This is a genomic window from Pedobacter glucosidilyticus, from assembly GCF_002483235.1.
Classification (GTDB): Bacteria; Bacteroidota; Bacteroidia; order Sphingobacteriales; family Sphingobacteriaceae; genus Pseudopedobacter; species Pseudopedobacter glucosidilyticum_B.
Window position 1 is genome coordinate 270,742 of the sequence record NZ_DLHN01000017.1, and the last position, 17,443, is coordinate 288,184.

Annotated in this window: 17 protein-coding genes; 13 read left to right on the forward strand and 4 right to left on the reverse strand. The window is 32.4% G+C overall.

Translation table 11 applies throughout. From position 1 onward, the window contains the following. Positions 1–30: 30 nt before the first annotated feature. On the reverse strand, positions 31–870 hold the full coding sequence (locus B2745_RS04895; protein ID WP_304064158.1) for a TonB family protein: 840 nt from the start codon (positions 868–870) through the stop codon (positions 31–33). A gap of 91 nt (positions 871–961) precedes the next feature. Between B2745_RS04895 and B2745_RS04900 the strand changes: the two genes are divergently transcribed. The 13 genes from B2745_RS04900 to B2745_RS04960 all read left to right on the forward strand — a co-directional run bounded on the left by B2745_RS04900 (position 962) and on the right by B2745_RS04960 (position 14,418). Then, positions 962–2,362, forward strand: a complete 1,401-nt coding sequence (locus B2745_RS04900; RefSeq protein ID WP_304064159.1) for an MBL fold metallo-hydrolase RNA specificity domain-containing protein — start codon at positions 962–964, stop codon at positions 2,360–2,362. A gap of 105 nt (positions 2,363–2,467) precedes the next feature. Continuing rightward, positions 2,468–3,454 carry a pyruvate dehydrogenase complex E1 component subunit beta gene (locus tag B2745_RS04905; protein WP_026902695.1) on the forward strand — a complete coding sequence of 329 codons (987 nt, stop codon included), beginning with the start codon at positions 2,468–2,470 and terminating at the stop codon, positions 3,452–3,454. A gap of 137 nt (positions 3,455–3,591) precedes the next feature. Continuing rightward, positions 3,592–4,008 carry a cobalamin B12-binding domain-containing protein gene (locus B2745_RS04910; protein ID WP_304064160.1) on the forward strand — a complete coding sequence of 139 codons (417 nt, stop codon included), beginning with the start codon at positions 3,592–3,594 and terminating at the stop codon, positions 4,006–4,008. A 2-nt stretch (positions 4,009–4,010) separates the two neighbouring features. Then, on the forward strand, positions 4,011–4,787 hold the full coding sequence (locus tag B2745_RS04915) for an enoyl-CoA hydratase/isomerase family protein (RefSeq protein ID WP_304064161.1): 777 nt from the start codon (positions 4,011–4,013) through the stop codon (positions 4,785–4,787). Positions 4,788–4,928: 141 nt separating this feature from the next. Beyond that, positions 4,929–6,359: a sigma-54-dependent transcriptional regulator gene (locus tag B2745_RS04920; RefSeq protein ID WP_026902700.1), complete on the forward strand. Its 1,431-nt coding sequence runs from the start codon at positions 4,929–4,931 to the stop codon at positions 6,357–6,359. Then, positions 6,360–9,173 carry a PAS domain-containing sensor histidine kinase gene (locus B2745_RS04925; protein ID WP_304064162.1) on the forward strand — a complete coding sequence of 938 codons (2,814 nt, stop codon included), beginning with the start codon at positions 6,360–6,362 and terminating at the stop codon, positions 9,171–9,173. It abuts the gene before it with no gap. A gap of 5 nt (positions 9,174–9,178) precedes the next feature. Then, positions 9,179–9,586 carry a response regulator gene (locus tag B2745_RS04930; RefSeq protein ID WP_304064163.1) on the forward strand — a complete coding sequence of 136 codons (408 nt, stop codon included), beginning with the start codon at positions 9,179–9,181 and terminating at the stop codon, positions 9,584–9,586. Positions 9,587–9,597: 11 nt separating this feature from the next. Next, the gene (locus B2745_RS04935; protein WP_304064164.1) at positions 9,598–11,058 is read left to right on the forward strand and encodes a hybrid sensor histidine kinase/response regulator; all 1,461 of its coding nucleotides are present in this window, start codon (positions 9,598–9,600) and stop codon (positions 11,056–11,058) included. 67 nt (positions 11,059–11,125) lie between these two features. Then, complete coding sequence (locus B2745_RS04940; protein ID WP_304064165.1) at positions 11,126–12,112, forward strand: OmpA family protein; 987 nt, start codon at positions 11,126–11,128, stop codon at positions 12,110–12,112. An 82-nt stretch (positions 12,113–12,194) separates the two neighbouring features. After that, a complete protein-coding gene (locus B2745_RS04945; RefSeq protein ID WP_026902703.1) occupies positions 12,195–13,235 on the forward strand; it encodes an AI-2E family transporter in 1,041 nt (346 codons plus the stop codon). Positions 13,236–13,306: 71 nt separating this feature from the next. After that, entirely contained in the window at positions 13,307–13,573 is a 267-nt protein-coding gene (locus B2745_RS04950) for a YtxH domain-containing protein (RefSeq protein ID WP_026902704.1), read from the forward strand. Between the two features lie 42 nt (positions 13,574–13,615). Then, positions 13,616–13,951 carry a phage holin family protein gene (locus B2745_RS04955; RefSeq protein ID WP_026902705.1) on the forward strand — a complete coding sequence of 112 codons (336 nt, stop codon included), beginning with the start codon at positions 13,616–13,618 and terminating at the stop codon, positions 13,949–13,951. 2 nt (positions 13,952–13,953) lie between these two features. Further along, positions 13,954–14,418 carry a hypothetical protein gene (locus B2745_RS04960; RefSeq protein WP_026902706.1) on the forward strand — a complete coding sequence of 155 codons (465 nt, stop codon included), beginning with the start codon at positions 13,954–13,956 and terminating at the stop codon, positions 14,416–14,418. Between the two features lie 123 nt (positions 14,419–14,541). Here B2745_RS04960 and B2745_RS04965 read toward each other — a convergent pair whose 3' ends face one another. The 3 genes from B2745_RS04965 to B2745_RS04975 all read right to left on the reverse strand — a co-directional run bounded on the left by B2745_RS04965 (position 14,542) and on the right by B2745_RS04975 (position 17,443). Continuing rightward, positions 14,542–15,624, reverse strand: a complete 1,083-nt coding sequence (locus B2745_RS04965) for a 3-oxoacyl-ACP synthase III family protein (protein WP_304064166.1) — start codon at positions 15,622–15,624, stop codon at positions 14,542–14,544. A gap of 61 nt (positions 15,625–15,685) precedes the next feature. Continuing rightward, complete coding sequence (locus B2745_RS04970) at positions 15,686–16,753, reverse strand: PA0069 family radical SAM protein (RefSeq protein ID WP_304064167.1); 1,068 nt, start codon at positions 16,751–16,753, stop codon at positions 15,686–15,688. Positions 16,754–16,798: 45 nt separating this feature from the next. Then, a complete protein-coding gene (locus tag B2745_RS04975) occupies positions 16,799–17,443 on the reverse strand; it encodes a LutC/YkgG family protein (protein ID WP_304064168.1) in 645 nt (214 codons plus the stop codon).

Below are 17,443 nucleotides of genomic sequence, written 5' to 3' on the forward strand. Positions count from 1 at the left end.
ATAAAAGCGGTTATTAAGCCGCTTTATCCTTTATTTTTTCAGCGGTTCTGATATTTCTATAGTTTTAAAAGAGGTAAATTTAAAAGCCATAGTTTTACTGCTCTTCACTGAAATTTCATTGATAGAGCCTGATGACCATTTAGGAGACATAGCTAACAACCTTGTTATTTCTTCATCAAAACCAAAACCGCCAGGTCTTAACACTTTTATATTTGTTAAACTACCATCTTTATCTACAACAAAATTTACCATCACCACTTTTTCTAAGTCTTTGTTTAATGCTCCTGCAGGATATTGTAAATTTTTATTTAAAAAGCGCTCAAACTCTTTAACTCCGTTTGCAGGCTCGGCTTGATTATGATTTAATGTATAAACTGCATCTAAATTTTCAGGTAAGGGAGGGCTAAAAAGCTTAATTTTAAGGTCTGGATTATTGTTTTCTAAGGAAAATGTAATATTTAATCTTCTATTTACACGTACTTTTTCGCCGTTTTTTACGCCGCTTTTCCATTTTTTAGCTAAGGATAACAATCTTTTAGCTTCCTCTCCAAGACCAGAGCCTTTAACATTTCTAGTTATAGAAATATCACTTAAACTCCCGTCTTTTTCTACTATAAAATCCAAATGAATTAATCCTACAATATTATTCTCTAAAGCATTTTTAGGATACTTAAGATTTTCTTTCATCAACTTTTCAAGCCCCTCCAAGCCATCCACATATACAGGGTTTTCATCTACTTGTACATAAACATAATCGGCTTTACGATTAGCTTCTTTTTGTTGAGCGTAAAAATCATTTGCATTGGAGTAAGAAAAAGTTGATAACATAAAATATGTTATACAAGCTGTAGCCTTGATTAAATTTTTCATAAATAGGGTAATTGGTTTAAAAACCAAAGAAACATATTGTTTTCTAAAATATCAATAGTTAATACCTAAATTGCTTTTTTAAAAATCAGATATGAAAATAACCTTTCATGGTGCTGCGCAAACAGTTACGGGTAGCAAACATTTATTAGAGTTGGCCAATGGTAAAAAAATTCTTTTAGATTGTGGCATGTTCCAAGGGCATGGAAAACAAACTCAAGAATGGAATTTACATTTCGGTTTTCAACCTTCTGAGGTTGATTTTTTAGTCTTATCTCATGCACATATAGACCATTCTGGTTTAATACCTCGCTTAGTTGCAGAAGGTTTTACTGGCGATATTATTTGCACACCGGCTACCAGAGAGCTCTGTAAAATTATGCTTCAAGATGCTGCAAAAATTCAAGAGTCAGACGCTAAATTCATCAACAAAAAAAGAACAAAACTGAATAAAAATTTAGTAGAGCCACTTTATACTATGGAAGATGCTTTATTAGCACTTTCATTTTTTAAAAGGGTAAAATACAACCAGCCTTATACCATAACAGATGGTGTTGAACTTTTATTTACAGATGCTGGCCACATCATAGGCAGTGCGGCCGTACATTTAGATATTACAGAAAATAATAAAACCACTAAAATAACCTTTAGTGGCGATGTTGGCCGTTATAACGATTTACTGTTAAAATCTCCTGCCCCATTTAGACAAGCAGATTACGTTATCCTTGAAAGCACCTACGGAGATAGTTTACACGATACAACCATGCCAACAGAAGGTAAACTATTAGAAGTAATTCAAGACACCTGCATCCAAAGAAGAGGAAAAGTTATTATTCCTGCTTTTAGTGTTGGGCGCACCCAAGAAATACTATATGCGCTTAACAGTTTAGAATTAAAAGGCGTTTTGCCTAAGGCAAAATACTATGTAGATAGCCCTTTATCAGAAAAAGCTACTTTGGTGGTAAAAGCGCATCCTTGGAATTTTAACGATAAAGTACAAGAGGTCTTAAAACATGATGATGATCCTTTTGATTTTGAAGGATTATCTTTTATTGAAGATACCGAAGCTTCTATAGCTTTAAATGAAGATCAAACACCAATGGTTATTATTTCTGCATCGGGTATGGCTGAGGCTGGCAGGGTAAAACATCATATCAAAAACAATATAGAAAATCCAAATTGTACCGTCTTATTAGTGGGCTATAGTGAATCTGGCTCTTTAGCTGGGCGTTTAAAAAGTGGTGTTAACCCGGTATCTATCTTTGGCGACTACTATCAAGTAAATGCGAAAATAGTAAGTATACAAACCATGAGTGCCCATGGCGATCAAAAAGATTTAATCCGTTTTATCGAAAATCAAGATAAAATGCTCACCAAAAAAATATTTTTAGTACACGGTGAGCCCGATACACAACAAATTTTTAAACAAAAATTGCATGAAAAAGGCTTTCAGAACATAGAAATACCCCATCGCCATCAAAGTTTTGAAATTTAAGCCACAGTTTGGTAAAAAATAGATTTCTAAGCACATAACACTAATTGCAATTCAGGCAACAATATTTATATTTGCGTTCCGTAAATTCAGATTTAAGATATAGTAATGAGAGTAATACAATACAGAGAAGCACTTCGTGAAGCCATGAACGAAGAAATGCGCAAAGACGATAAAATTTTCTTAATGGGCGAAGAAGTTGCCGAGTACAACGGTGCTTACAAGGTTAGCCAAGGTATGCTTGATGAATTTGGTCCAAAAAGAATTATTGATACGCCTATTGCCGAGCTTGGTTTTGCTGGTATTGCTATTGGTGCTGCCATGAATGGCTTACGCCCAATTGTAGAATTCATGACTTTTAACTTCTCTTTAGTTGCAATAGACCAAATTATTAATGGTGCAGCTAAAATGTTATCTATGTCTGGTGGTCAAATTTCTGTACCAATTGTTTTTAGAGGCCCTACTGGTAACGCTGGACAATTAGGCGCACAACACTCTCAAAATTTCGAGAACTGGTTTGCTAACTGCCCTGGTTTAAAAGTGGTAGTTCCATCAAACCCTTATGATGCAAAAGGCTTATTAAAATCATCTATTATAGATCCAGATCCGGTTATTTATATGGAGTCTGAGTTGATGTATGGCGATAAAGGAGAAGTCCCAGAAGAAGAGTATTACATAGAAATTGGTAAAGCAAAAGTTGTTAAAGAAGGAACCGATGTAACTATTGTTTCTTTCGGTAAAATGATGAGCAGAGTAATAGAACCTGCTGTAGAAGCATTAAATAAAGAAGGAATTAATGTAGAGGTAATAGACCTTAGAACCGTAAGGCCAATTGATTTTGAAACCATTTTAACTTCTGTTAAAAAAACAAACAGACTGGTAGTAGTTGAAGAGGCTTGGCCGCTAGCTTCTATTTCATCTGAAATAGCTTTCCACGTACAAAAAAATGCTTTTGATTATTTAGACGCACCAGTTTTACGTATCACTTGTGCTGATGTTCCTTTACCTTATGCTCCTACGCTAATTGCAGCAAGTTTACCAAATGCAGACCGTGTTGTTAAAGCGGTTAAAGAAGTAATGTACATTAACAAATAATCTTATTTAAAATTATAAAAAAAGCCGAGTTGTGATGAACGACTCGGCTTTTTTTGTGCTTTTTATTTCTGTCTTGTATCAACTTAACAGCCAAAATTTTGTTTACATTTATATAAAACCAATGAAACCTGTTTGATATGCAAGAAATGAACAGACCAGTAAGAGTTTTAGTTGCCAAAGTTGGCTTAGATGGGCATGACCGTGGAGCAAAAATAATAGCCACGTCTTTAAGAGATGCCGGTATGGAGGTTATTTATACAGGCTTAAGGCAAACGCCAGAAATGGTTGTGAATGCTGCTTTACAAGAGGATGTGGATGCTATAGGCGTATCTATATTATCTGGTGCACACATGACTGCTTTTCCTAAAATCATCAGTTTGATGAAAGAAAAAGGTATGGATGATGTATTGGTTACAGGTGGCGGCATTATTCCTGATGAAGATATGCAAGCGCTCAGGAAAATAGGTGTTGGCGAATTATTTCCACCGGGGACCAATACCCTAGCCATTGTAAATTATATTAAAGACTGGGTTTTAACACATAGAGACTTTTAATCATGAAAAACTATATTAATCTACTTACCGATATACAAAACAACATTCTTTATTTAACCATCAATAGAGAAGAGAAACTTAATGCGCTTAATAAAGATACTTTAGCAGAAATACATGATTGTTTGATAGCCGTATTAAATAATGATTTAATAAAAGGTATCATCATTACCGGTAAAGGTGAAAAAGCTTTTGTTGCTGGCGCCGATATTAAAGAATTTTCTGATTTTAATGTACAACAAGGTAAAAATTTAGCTAAAGAAGGTCAAACAAAGGTTTTTGATTTAATTGCTAACTGTAAGAAACCTGTTATCGCAGCCATTAATGGCTTTGCTTTGGGTGGTGGGTTAGAATTAGCTATGGCTTGCCATATCAGAATAGCATCGCAAAATGCTAAACTTGGGCTTCCGGAAGTTAGTTTGGGATTAATTCCAGGTTATGGCGGTACTCAAAGGCTAACAGAACTAGTGGGCAAAGGAAAAGCTTTTGAAATGATTTTAACAGCCGATATGATTTCTGCAGAAGAAGCTGAAAAAATTGGCTTGATAAATTATGTGGTAACAGCAGCAGATTTATTACCAAAAGTAACGGCTATGATGCAAAAAATACTGAGTCGCTCGCCAGAAGCTATTGCAGCAGCCTTACAAGCTATAAATGCTTTTAACCATAGCCAAAGTGGTTATGACGCAGAGATACAAGCTTTTGGAAACTGCTTCTCTAGCCAAAACTTTAAAGAAGGCGTAACAGCATTTTTAGAAAAGCGTAAGCCTAAATTTCACTAATGAGATTTTAAATATTTTTATAATTAAAAATAAAGTATCTAAAATTAATTATGTAGAATTATTTTCCCATTTAAAATAAATATCTATATTCGCTTATAAGAAACTTGTTAAAAGTTGCTATTCTGGTAAGTAAATACAGATATGAAAAAAATACTAATCGTTGATGATGAAGTTAACATTGGACTACTTCTCTCTAAATTCCTATCAAGAAACGGTTTTGAGATAAAGACTGCAACTTCAGGAACTTCAGCATTTGATATCCTCAGTAAAGAAACCTTTAACCTAGTACTTTGCGATTTTAGGTTAGAAGATACAGATGGAAGAGAAGTATTAAAAAAAATCAAATTACTTTATCCTAGAACAGGTGTTATCATCATCACCGGTTATTCTGATATAAAATTAGCTGTAGAACTTATTAAAATGGGTGCTTATGATTATATCACAAAGCCACTTTATCCTGATGAGATTTTAAACACCATCAATAAAGCCATTGAAACTCAGCAAGCTTTAAATGAGGAATTAGACAATCCTACACCTGTTACTACTGAAACCTCTAAATCAAAGGAACCTAAAAAAATTTCGGGAGGTTTTGATGAATATGTAATAGGACAAAGCTCTGCAGCTAAAGAATTAATGAGGCAAATAGAACTTGTAGCCCCTACCAATTATAGCGTTATTTTAATTGGAGAAAGCGGAACGGGTAAAGAGTCTGTAGCTAAAAGCATCCACATGAAAAGTAATAGAAGAGATAAGCCTTTTATTGCCATGGATTGCGGTTCTTTAACCAAAGAGTTAGCAGGTTCAGAATTTTTTGGACACGAAAAAGGTTCTTTCACAGGTGCATTATACACCAAAATTGGTCATTTTGAAATGGCAAATGGAGGCACTTTATTTTTAGATGAAGTGGGAAACCTTTCCTATGAAATACAAGCCGCCTTATTAAGAACTGTACAAGAAAGAAAAGTAAAAAGAATTGGCTCTACAAAAGAAATAGATTTAGACGTAAGAATCATAGTAGCTACCAATGAAAACTTAATTGATGCTATAGCTAAAGGTAAATTTAGAGAAGATTTATACCACAGATTTAATGAGTTTGGCATTTATATGCCTCCTTTAAGAGAAAGAGGCAAAGATATACTCATTTTTGCTGAACACTTTTTAAGTGCCGCCAATGCAGAACTTAATCGTGATGTTAAAGGTTTTAGTGAAGAGGTAGAAGAATGTATTCTTACCTACACCTGGCCAGGCAACGTAAGAGAGCTTAAAAATGTGATGCGTAGAGCTGTTTTACTAACAGAAGGAGACTATATTTTACTTAAAGCTTTACCGCTAGAAATATCCACTTTTACAAAGTTATCAGCACTAGAGAACATTTTAGATAAACCAGCAGGTGGCGGAGAAGGTAGAAGAGAAAGAAAACTCGACTTAAAAAATGCTGCCTTAGAAGCTGAATACGAAACCATATTAAAAGTACTTAAGGAAGTAAATTTTAACAAAACCAAAGCTGCTAAACTTTTAAATATTGACAGGAAAACGCTTTATAATAAAATGAAAGCCATTAATCTAGAATAAATGTTTAAAATTAACCTCTCATTTTTAAAATCTAGAAAAGGGTTTGATATTCCTATTCCCTATTTTCTTGCGGTTTTTACTTTATGTATCATCCCGTTTGTACTCTCGGTATTGCAACTAGATATTAATTTGCTGGGTTATCATATCATCTCTTTTGAAAACAATCAAAATTTTAAAAATATCCAATTAGGCAAAGCCTTTAACACTGCTTGGATTTTATTTAGCGTTGCAACAGGTATTTTTACTTGCATTTTAACACTTATTGATTTTAAAGTTAAAAAAGATATATCCGCCCCTATCATTGGGTTGGTTTTAATAAGTACAGCTATCATAGACCTTTTACATCTTTTGGTTGCAGCAAATCTTATTAAATTATCTATCAATTATAACGAAGCTTTATATGTTACCTGGTTTGCAAGCAGGTTATTACAGGTTGTATTACTAATTTTAGGTACTAGCTTAATTCTAACCATTAAAACAAAAACCATTAGAAAATTAGAACAAAAAGCTAAACTATTACAATTATTAGCACTCTTGTTTGCGGTTATAACTATTCTGGTTATTTGCTATTTATTCACTTTAACATCAGTATCAAACTATTTTATTTCAACAAGTTCTTTTCTTATACACCCAACAGAATTATTCATCATAGGGTTGTTTTTTTTATGGGGCTCTGTTATCATGCCTAATGTTATAAAAGCAAATCCAAGTATTTTTTCTCAACTTTTAGTTTTAAGCATGATACCTGCAATTTTTGCAGCCGTACACATGTCTATTGCTGCCTTTCCTTTTGATGCTAACTATAATGTAGCGCAGTTTCTAAGGCTAATTACTTATTTTATCCCTTTAACTGGTATTAGCTTAAACTATTCTAGAAGTATTTCTAAACAACATCAAATCAATTTAAAACTGGATAGAGAAATTCAAGAAAAGAAAAAAATACAGCAAGACTTAGAAAGCAGACAAAATTTATTAAAATACGCCGAGTCTATGGCAAATATGGGTAGCTGGGAGATACAAATAGCTACTGATAAAATGATGTGGTCTGATGCTCTTTATGACGTCTTAAATTTGCATCCTCTAAAAACAAAACCCACCATACAGGCTATTCTTTATTTGCTACAAGAAACTGATAAAAGCAATTTTTTACAAACTTTAGAAAACTGTAAGAAAAAGCATGGCTCTTTTCAATTAGAGTATCAAATATTAGATAAAAAAACAGAAAAACTACGCTTTTTACAAATAAAAGGGCAATATATCCAAACGGAAAATAAAATTATAGGAACTATTTTAGATGTTACTAAACTTAAAGAAGCAACTTTTAAACTAGAACAAAATGAAGCTATTTTAAAAGAAGCAGAATCTATCTCTCATAACGGAAGTTTTGAATGGAATGAAAGTACAAACGACATCTTTTGGTCTGATGAGCTTTACAGAATACATGGTTTAGACCCTGAAAATATAAAACTAGATTTTGGATTTTATCAAACATTAATCCATCCCGAAGACCTTGAGCGTTGCAAATCTGTCATTGAAAAAGCCTATAATCTAAAGCGTAATTTTGTTATCGAGTATCGTGTAATTAGACCTAATAAGGAAGTAAGATTTTTATACGGAACAGCAAAAATTATTACAGATGATAAAACACCTTTAACTAAAGTTTTAGGTACCATACAAGATATTACTGAGCTTAAAAATACTGCTATCTTACTAGAAAAAACAGAAAGTATTTATAAGACTATTGCTAAAAATGTTCCAGACTCGGCCGTTATTATGTTTGATAAGGATTATAAACTCATCCTATTAGATGGCCCAATAGTAAAAGATTTAAATTTTAAAACACAACCCATCATTGGCATTTCTGTAAAAGATTTATATCATGATGATTTTGCAGAAAAAATCAAAAAATCTCTTGACAAAGCCTTTTCAGGTCTTGAAATTTCTTTTGAAAAAGAAGAAAATAATAGATTTTATAAAATAGACTATGTGCCTGTTAAAAACATTGCCGGAGAGATTTTTAGCGTTATGGTAGTTAAACACGATATTTCGGAGATTAAAGCTACTCAAAAAGATTTGGAGTCTAAAGTAGAAGAATTAAATAGGTCTAACCAAGATTTAGAGCAATTTGCCTACGTAGCCTCTCATGATTTACAAGAACCTTTAAGAAAAATTAGAGCCTTTGGAGATCGTCTTCAAAATAAATATGCTCAAGAAATTTCTGAAGAAGGCTTAGATTACATTAAAAGAATGCAAAACGCATCTGAAAGGATGCAGATACTTATAGATGATTTACTAACCTATTCTAGAGTAACGCGTGGAGACGAAGGCTTTATCCAGGTAGATTTATATGAGCAAATTCAAATGACATTAGAAAATTTAGAATATGCCATTGAAAAAAAGGGTGTAACCATAGATATTATGGTAAATCATGCTATAAAAGGTATTCCAAGCTTAATAAGGCAGCTCTTCCAAAACCTATTTAGCAATGCCATTAAATTTAGTAAAGAAAATGTTAAACCTGTTATAGAAGTAAAATCAGAAATTATAAACGGAATTTCACTAAAACTACCTGGCATTTATCCTCATAAAGATTATTGTGTAATTAAAATAAAAGATAATGGTATTGGTTTTAACCCTGAATATGCCGATAAAATTTTTGCACTCTTTCAAAGGCTTCATACCAGAAATGAATATGAAGGAACAGGCATAGGCTTAGCCGTTTGTAAAAAAATAGTGGAAAAACACGAAGGCTTTATACTTGCAGATAGCAAGCCTGATGAAGGAACCATTTTTACCATTATATTACCTTATTAATTTAAATGAGTAAAGAAAATATAAGCAATGCTATTTGGATTGTTGAAGACGACCCAGATGATAGATTGATGCTAAAAGAGGCTTTTAAAGAGTTTAATTATATCAAACCTTTGGTGTTTTTTGAAGATGGAGAGAAAATTATTGAAATTCTTAAAAAAAAGCGTCATAAGCCAAGGCCCAATCTTATTCTTCTTGATTTAAATATGCCCAAAATTAATGGCCGCCAAGTATTAGCCTTTATTAAAGAACATGAAAAAACAAAAAATATACCGGTAGTAATTTTTACTACCTCCAGAAGTGAACAAGAAAAAACAGATAGTTTAAAAATGGGCGCTAGTGATTTCATCACTAAACCTTACAAGTTTAACGAAATGCTTAAAATAGCCGGAGATTTAATAAAATCATACGGATAATACATAATAATATGAAAGCTGTAAAAGTATTATTAATAGATGATGATGAGGATGATTATATCCTTACTAAAGAAATATTTAACGATATCCCACAAAAGGAAAATTATAGCCTAAGCTGGATAAATAACTACGAAGAAGGCATTAATGCCATGCTTAAAAGTCATTATGATATTTATTTGGTTGATTATCGATTGGGTAAATATACAGGGTTAGATCTTTTAAAAGAGGCTATCAAATCAAACGTTGGAGAACCCATCATCATTTTAACTGGTAAAGGAGATTCTAAAGTAGACGATGAAGCACTTCAAATAGGTGCAGCAGATTATCTTATTAAAGATAAAATAGACCCTTATACCATAGAGCGCTCTATACGTTATGCTTTAAAGCACACTTTCACCCTAAAAGCACTAAAAGAAAGTGAAAATAAATTTAAGATTATTTTTGAGCGCTCTAAAGAACCATTTTTAATTATAGACTCACTGGGTACTATTAGAGATATTAATGAGGCTGGATTAAAATTCTTTAAATATACCCGAGAAGAACTAAGTCTTATTAAAGGAGCAGATTTATATGCAAACCGCAAAGACAACGCCTTATTTGTACAGCTTATGGATGAAAAAGGCTCAACTCATGATTTTGAGACTCAATTGATTACCAAAAATAAAGAGTTAAAAACAGTAGCTATCTCTGCATTTTTACAAATAGACCAACACGCTACAGAAGAACTCTATTATTGTATTGTGCATGATATAACCAATAGGAAAAAAGAAGAAAAAACTATTGTTGATATGGAGAAGCTTGCAGTAACAGAAAGGATAGTTAAAGGCTTGTCCAATGAAATTAGAAATCCATTATCAAATATTAATTTATCACTAGAACAACTTAAGTTAGATTTAAACACCAATGATGAAACTATAAATCTTTACTTAAACATTATAAAAACCAATTTTGATAAAATAAATCTATTGGTTTCTAATTTAGTAAGCTCAACCCAAAACAGAGAACTTAATATCCAAACTAAAGTATTAAACCACATACTTGAAGAGGTCATCATCAAAACCGAAGATCAATTAAACAATAATCTATTAAAAATTGATAAAGAGTTTAACACAACAGATATTACTATTGATGTTGATGAAGAACAAATTATACAAGCTATACAAAATGTTTTCATAAACGCTGTTGAGGCGGGGGCTAACTATATTACTGTAAAAACAGAAACTCACAACAACGAAATACAAATTTTAATTACAGACAATGGTTCTGGCGTAGCCGTAGAAGATCAAAAAAGAATTTTTGAACCTTTTTATAGCTCAAAACCTAAAAGTTTGGGAATGGGCTTAGCTAACGCTCAAAAAATCTTAATTAATCATAAAGGGAAAATAAACTTAGATAAAAGTTCAAACCAAGGTTCTACTTTCTCTATATATATTCCTATAAGCAATCAGATTCATTTATGGAATTCTTTATAATTAAATTTTTAATACATCATGTTAAATAAACAGATTTTCATTAACATTGTAATTCAAAATAATAGAAATGAGAAAAAACATTAAATTTTTTTTAGCATTAACGCTATTTGTGTCTAGCACAACGCTAACCTTTGCACAGGAAACAACTAACTCTACAGCTAAAACTTTTGGTGGCAGAGACCAATACAGAACTTGGTCTGTAGGTATTCATGGTGGAGCTTTAACTCCAGTAGTACTTATTGGTGGTTCAGACGATTATACCAACTGGGATGCTAATTTTGGTTATGGCATTAGCTTAAATAAACAAGTTGCACATGCTTTTAGCTTGCAATTAAACGCAGTATTTGGTACTCTATCTGGTAATAATGCTGATGCCCCAGGAGGAAGAATAGGTGATTACAGATCTTTTGATACCCAAATTGGTTTCGGTATTGATTTAAGAGGAGTAGCTAATGTTGCAACTATTGATTTCTTAAAAAGAGAAAATGCTTTAAATTTTAACATTTCTACTGGTATGGGTACTTTAGCTTACGCACCAAGCTATATCAACCAAGCAAATGCTTTGGTTGATTGGAAAGGCAGAGCAGGCTCTTCTGGAGACAAAGACTTTATTAAAAGTGTTTATATCCCTGTAGGTGTTGGTGCAAAATTTAAAGTTTCAGAAGTTGTTAGTTTTAACATCGGTTATACCATGAACTTCTTAGATGCAGATAATTTAGACGCTACTTACGGAAAAGAAAACTCAAAAGATAAATTTTCTTACACACATGCAGGTTTAGAATTTGCACTAGGTTCTAAAACAAAACCAAATTTAACTTGGGCAAACCCAGTAGCAACTATGTATGATGAGCTTAAAGACTCTACTTTACGTGAGGACGTTAATAAATTAAAAGATCGTACAACTAAAGCAGAACAAGATGTGCAAGATCTTAAAAAAGATAGCGATGGTGATGGTGTTGCAGATCATTTGGATAAATGTCCTAATACTCCTGCGGGTACTAAAGTAGATGGCTCTGGTTGCGCTTTGGTAATACCTCAAGCAAAAGTACAGTAAATTCTAAAAAGAAAATTATTAAAAGCTTCGGAATATCATTTTCGGAGCTTTTTTTGTTTTAAAAGCTTTTATATATTTAGATATGTCGGTTTTTACATTTAAGCAAAGAAATTCTATTGTTCTTATCGTATTACTACTTCTTGCGGTAATTATATTGTATAGTTTAAGAGACTTATTTACCGCATTCTTAGGCGCCATTGTTATCTACACTATTTTTAAACCGTTATATATTTATTTGTGTAAGAAAGTTAAAAAATACGTTGCCGCAAGTGCCATCATTTTACTATCGTTCCTTATTATAATTTTACCATTTTTTGTGCTGAGCTATATGATTATTGATAAAGTGAGTAGCCTCAAACAAGATCAATTTCAATTAAAAGCTCTTATTTCAAGATTAGATGATTTTGTAGGTCTTAAACTAAACCAGCCTCATTTGGTAGAAAAATATGTAAATAAATTATCTCTATTCATTCAAGAACTATTTCCCACATTTGTTGGTGGGGCATTTTTTATCTTCTTAGCGCTTACGTTGATGTATTTTGTACTTTATTTTATGCTGGTACAAATGGATACTTTTGAAAATATCTTGTTAAAATATGCTCCTTTAAGAGAGCATCATGCTAAAAAATTTGCAGTTGAACTAAGAAACACCACTTATTCAAATATTTTAGGGCAAGGTTTAATAGCTATTGTGCAAGGTTTATTAGTAAGTATATCATTTTTTCTAGTTGGTATAAATGATGCTATTTTCTGGGGAGTATTAGGTACTTTCCTATCCTTCTTGCCTGTAATAGGCGCTCCACTTATTACTTTACCCGCAGCTATTATACTTTTTTTAAATGGAGATACCGGAAATGCTATTTTTTTAAGTGTTTTTACTTTAACCATACTCATCAATATAGATAATGTAATACGCTTCATCATCAATAAAAAAGTGGCCGATACACATCCTATTATTACAGTTATTGGAGTGATTATAGGTATTCCAATGTTTGGCTTCGTAGGTTTAGTTTTTGGACCCTTACTATTATCATGGTTCATACATTTAGCAGAAATTTATGAAATAGATATTATTGCTACAGAACGATTAGAAAGTCATCTGGAAAACAAAAATTCAAATTGATAGCTTATAAAATATATTTTGGCAAGGTATTTTCTTACTTAAAATTATATTTACATTAAAACACAATCATCATGACAGACAATTCAAAAACAGTAATAGCACTTTTAGCCGGATTAGCTGCTGGTGCTGCTTTAGGTTTATTATTTGCTCCAGAAAAAGGTTCAGATACGAGAGATAAACTTGCCGAATCTTTAAAAAATTTAGGCGATAGCATCAAAGAAAAAGCTGCTGAAGAAATAGATAACCTAACAGATTTAAAAGAAAAAATTGTAGGAAATATAAAATCTAAAATTAAACAGGCAGAAGACGAATATGCTAATGACACAGAGCATGCCTAAAAATTTGATGAAAATTATAAAATGACAGACCCACGCTAAGTTATGGAAGAACTAATAGAAAAAATCAAAGAGCATCTTCATACAAGAATGAAACTTGCTAAGTTGACCCTTGTAGAAAAAGGAGTACTGCTTTTTGCCAACTTAATTACTGACGGTTTAGTAATTATATTTCTGGTACTTGCATTTCTTTTCGTGAGTTTGGCATTTGGCTTTTATATATCAGAATTATTGGGTAACAGCTACGGAGGATTTTTCCTAGTTTCTCTTTTCTATTTTTTAATAGCGGTAATTGTATACGCTATCAAAGATAAATACCTAGAAAAACCGATAGTTAACAATATGATAAGGAAAATTTTCAAAAAACAGGAGGAGGAATAATAGTGGTAAATCAAACTAACATAGAAAATATTCAACAGTTAAGAGCGCAAATAAAATCCTTGCGCTTGCAACAAGCAGAACAAGAACTTTACTTCTTAAAAAAGAAACAAAGTTTTAAAGATGCTATAGAATCTCCGTTTACTTTCTTAAAAAAAATTGGCTCTTTCTTAGGTTTCAATACTCCAAAACAACACGGAATAAATCCTAAAAATGCTGATTGGGTAACCTCTTTAGCAAGAATACTTGTCCCAATGGTGCTTAATAAAACTTTATTGAGAGGCAATGGTTTATTTCTAAAATCTGTATTAACCTTATTATCTCAAAGAGTTATCAACCCCCAAAATGTTAACCAAAACAAGTTAAGCAGTTTAATAGATAAAGCAAGTTCATGGATAAACTCAACTCTAAAAAGTAAAAAGAAGCCAACCATAGATTATGGCATTCCGCCAGATAGCGAAACTTTTTAATCATTAAGACTTTTAGAATATCATTCAGTATTCTATATGCCAAAAGCTGAAGCCTTTTCTGGAGATATCAAAAAGTATTTTACTTTGTTTAAAATAATGAATACAATTTTATGAAGCCTCTTTTTAAAATTTATATACTACCGTATTAATATTCATACCTGCACCTACTGAAGTAAATAATACAACATCGTTTTTCTTAATCTCATGTCCTTCATATTTAGTTTTTAATATCAAATCTAACAATGTTGGAACTGTAGCTACAGATGAATTACCCAATTTAGCAATAGACATAGGCATTATATCTATTGGTGCATCATCAATATCATATAGCTTAAAAAATCTTTTCAAAATAGCCTCATCCATTTTTCCGTTAGCTTGGTGTACTAGTACTTTCTTTACATCGTCTGGATTTAAATTGGCTTTTTCTAAAGCTGCTTTCATTACTAACGGTACATTTTTCAAAGCGTACTCATAAACCTTACGCCCATCCATTTTTAAGAAAATATCAGTGTAAGCGGCATAATCTTCTTTGCTGCTACCTTCCATTCTTAAAAACCAAGCTTCATTTTGGGTATGCGTTTGCGTTTTGTGCGATAGTATACCCACATTTTCATCGGTTTCTAATGCACTCAATATCACTGCTCCGGCACCATCAGCATAAATCATACTATCTCTATCATGCGGATCAGTAATTCTTGACAAGGTTTCTGAACCTATAATCAAAACATTTTTAGCATCGCCAGCTTTAATATAATAGTTGGCTTGTATTAAGCCTTGCACCCATCCTGGGCAACCAAAAGGTAAATCATAAGCTACGCAATCTGGATTTTGAATTGCTAACTTATGTTTAATACGACTTGCCAAAGTAGGCACCATATCAGAACGGTTTGTACCGTGGGTAATATCTCCAAAATTATGTGCTACAATGATATAATCTAAAGATTCAGGATCTATCAAAGAAGATTGTAAGGCATCTTGGGCGGCTAAAAACCCTAGTTCAGAAGCTGTTTGCTTAGGTGCTGCATATCTTCTCTCTTCTATATCAGTTATGGAAACAAATTTCTTTATGATATCTGCATTACTGCGATTGATGCGTTGCCCATCTCGCTCAAAGAATTCGTGGTTAATAAAATCTTCATTCTTAACTATAACACCAGGGATATAACTTCCGGTTGCAGTAATAACAGCTTTAATTGATTTGGTCATGCGTTAGATTTGTACTATATACCAAATTAGTATAAAGTATTGGGATTAGGAAATATTTATTTTAAAACAAGCTTGTTTGCCTATTAAAATCATTTCTAAAAAGATCTAATCTTTGGATTTTCATTGATCTTCCTTTTAGATATTTCTTAACAGCTAAATTAAAAAGCTGATGTATAGCCTGCGCCTCTATCCCATCTCCAGAAATACGTTTTCCCCATCTAGAATCATTTAACTTACCATCATGGCAAGCTTGTATTTGGTGCAATACTTTTTGGGCAGCATCTGGAAAAGCTTTTGCTATCCAATCTGTAAAAATATGAGCTATAGCACCATTTAAACGTACAATGGTAAAAGCAGCAGCTTGCGCCCCGTTAGATGCAGCTACTTTAACAATATCCGTAATTTCATGACTATTTAAACTTGGTATAATGGGGGCAATCATTACTCTTACAGGTATATCATGCTTTGCTAAAGTTTCTACAACTTTTAATCTGCCTTTGCCTGTTACAGTTCTAGGTTCTAATTTTAACCGCAAATCTTCATTTAATGAAGTAATAGAGATATTTACATGTAATAAGTCATGCTTGTTTAATTCTTGTAATAAATCTAAATCTCTAAGGATAAGATTATTTTTAGTGATAATGCTAACCGGATGTTTATATTTTAGTAATACTTCTAACAACGACCGTGTTATCTTAAATTTTCTTTCTGCAGGCTGGTAGCAATCGGTATTTCCTGATAGTAAAATAACTTTAGGTTGGTAGTTAGGCTTGTTTAATTGTTGTTCTAAAAGTTGTGCAGCATTAGGTTTTATGATGATTTTACTTTCAAAATCTAACCCTGCATCAAAGCCCCAGTATTCATGCGAGTTTCTGGCATAGCAATAAATACAACCATGCTCGCAACCATGGTATGGATTAACTGATGCTACAAAAGATAAATCCGGGCTATTGCTTTCGCTGATGATTTTCTTTGGGTATTCTTTGATGAATTCGGTTTTGATTTCATCAATAAAAGGTTCATCTAACCCTTCAATATGTTCTAAACTATATTTTAAATTTTGGAATTTATTATTGATGTTTCCCTGCGCACCACGACCTTTTAAGTAAGATTCTTCATTGTTCAACATAACCTAAAAATACTAAAATTTTTAGTATTTTTAAGAGAAAACTAATTATTGATAAGAATCATCTAACAAGAAAACAAAAAGTTCTTTGGGGCCGTGGGCACCTATAACCAATGTTTTTTCAATATCAGCAGTACGACTTGGACCAGTAATGGTACTAATCATTGTAGGTAAATTATTGCCGTATTTATCTTTTAATAATTTAAACCCGTCTTTTAAATCCATCACCATTTGTGAAGTATAAGCTATCACTACATGAAAATGGGGGTATATGCTTAACCTCCTGCCAGCTGCACTGGCATTGCTTACTAAAATAGAACCATTTCTGGCTATAAGTGCTTCGCACAAGGTAAAGCCAACTTCTGCCAGTTCAAAATCTTTATCCGTTTCGTAAAACGGATATCCATATTTGCTTAATAAATCTTGTAAAGGTTTTTCCCAGCAGTAAATTTTGCGCCACTTTTTCTCATCCGCCAAAAGTAAAATGTTTTCTATAAGTTGTATTTCATCCTCACAAAAAACAAACTGACCGCTTACGTTTATAAATTGTTCAGCAAATACCACTTCAGGTAGTTCATCTACTGGCGGATATAAAGGAAGATCTTCCAAGTTAGGATATGGATTATCTCTTTTCTCTAATAAAGCTTTTCGTATTTTTTTAAGTAATTTCTCTTTAGAAGTACTTTCCTTCAT

Bases quoted from the DNA above. Each gene is read 5' to 3' on its own strand.
- B2745_RS04895 (WP_304064158.1), bottom strand. From the start codon at position 870: ATGAAAAATTTAATCAAGGCTACAGCTTGTATAACATATTTTATGTTA.
- B2745_RS04900 (WP_304064159.1), top strand. From the start codon at position 962: ATGAAAATAACCTTTCATGGTGCTGCGCAAACAGTTACGGGTAGCAAA.
- B2745_RS04905 (WP_026902695.1), top strand. From the start codon at position 2,468: ATGAGAGTAATACAATACAGAGAAGCACTTCGTGAAGCCATGAACGAA.
- B2745_RS04910 (WP_304064160.1), top strand. From the start codon at position 3,592: ATGCAAGAAATGAACAGACCAGTAAGAGTTTTAGTTGCCAAAGTTGGC.
- B2745_RS04915 (WP_304064161.1), top strand. From the start codon at position 4,011: ATGAAAAACTATATTAATCTACTTACCGATATACAAAACAACATTCTT.
- B2745_RS04920 (WP_026902700.1), top strand. From the start codon at position 4,929: ATGAAAAAAATACTAATCGTTGATGATGAAGTTAACATTGGACTACTT.
- B2745_RS04925 (WP_304064162.1), top strand. From the start codon at position 6,360: ATGTTTAAAATTAACCTCTCATTTTTAAAATCTAGAAAAGGGTTTGAT.
- B2745_RS04930 (WP_304064163.1), top strand. From the start codon at position 9,179: ATGAGTAAAGAAAATATAAGCAATGCTATTTGGATTGTTGAAGACGAC.
- B2745_RS04935 (WP_304064164.1), top strand. From the start codon at position 9,598: ATGAAAGCTGTAAAAGTATTATTAATAGATGATGATGAGGATGATTAT.
- B2745_RS04940 (WP_304064165.1), top strand. From the start codon at position 11,126: ATGAGAAAAAACATTAAATTTTTTTTAGCATTAACGCTATTTGTGTCT.
- B2745_RS04945 (WP_026902703.1), top strand. From the start codon at position 12,195: ATGTCGGTTTTTACATTTAAGCAAAGAAATTCTATTGTTCTTATCGTA.
- B2745_RS04950 (WP_026902704.1), top strand. From the start codon at position 13,307: ATGACAGACAATTCAAAAACAGTAATAGCACTTTTAGCCGGATTAGCT.
- B2745_RS04955 (WP_026902705.1), top strand. From the start codon at position 13,616: ATGGAAGAACTAATAGAAAAAATCAAAGAGCATCTTCATACAAGAATG.
- B2745_RS04965 (WP_304064166.1), bottom strand. From the start codon at position 15,624: ATGACCAAATCAATTAAAGCTGTTATTACTGCAACCGGAAGTTATATC.
- B2745_RS04970 (WP_304064167.1), bottom strand. From the start codon at position 16,753: ATGTTGAACAATGAAGAATCTTACTTAAAAGGTCGTGGTGCGCAGGGA.
- B2745_RS04975 (WP_304064168.1), bottom strand. From the start codon at position 17,443: ATGAAGGAAAGTACTTCTAAAGAGAAATTACTTAAAAAAATACGAAAA.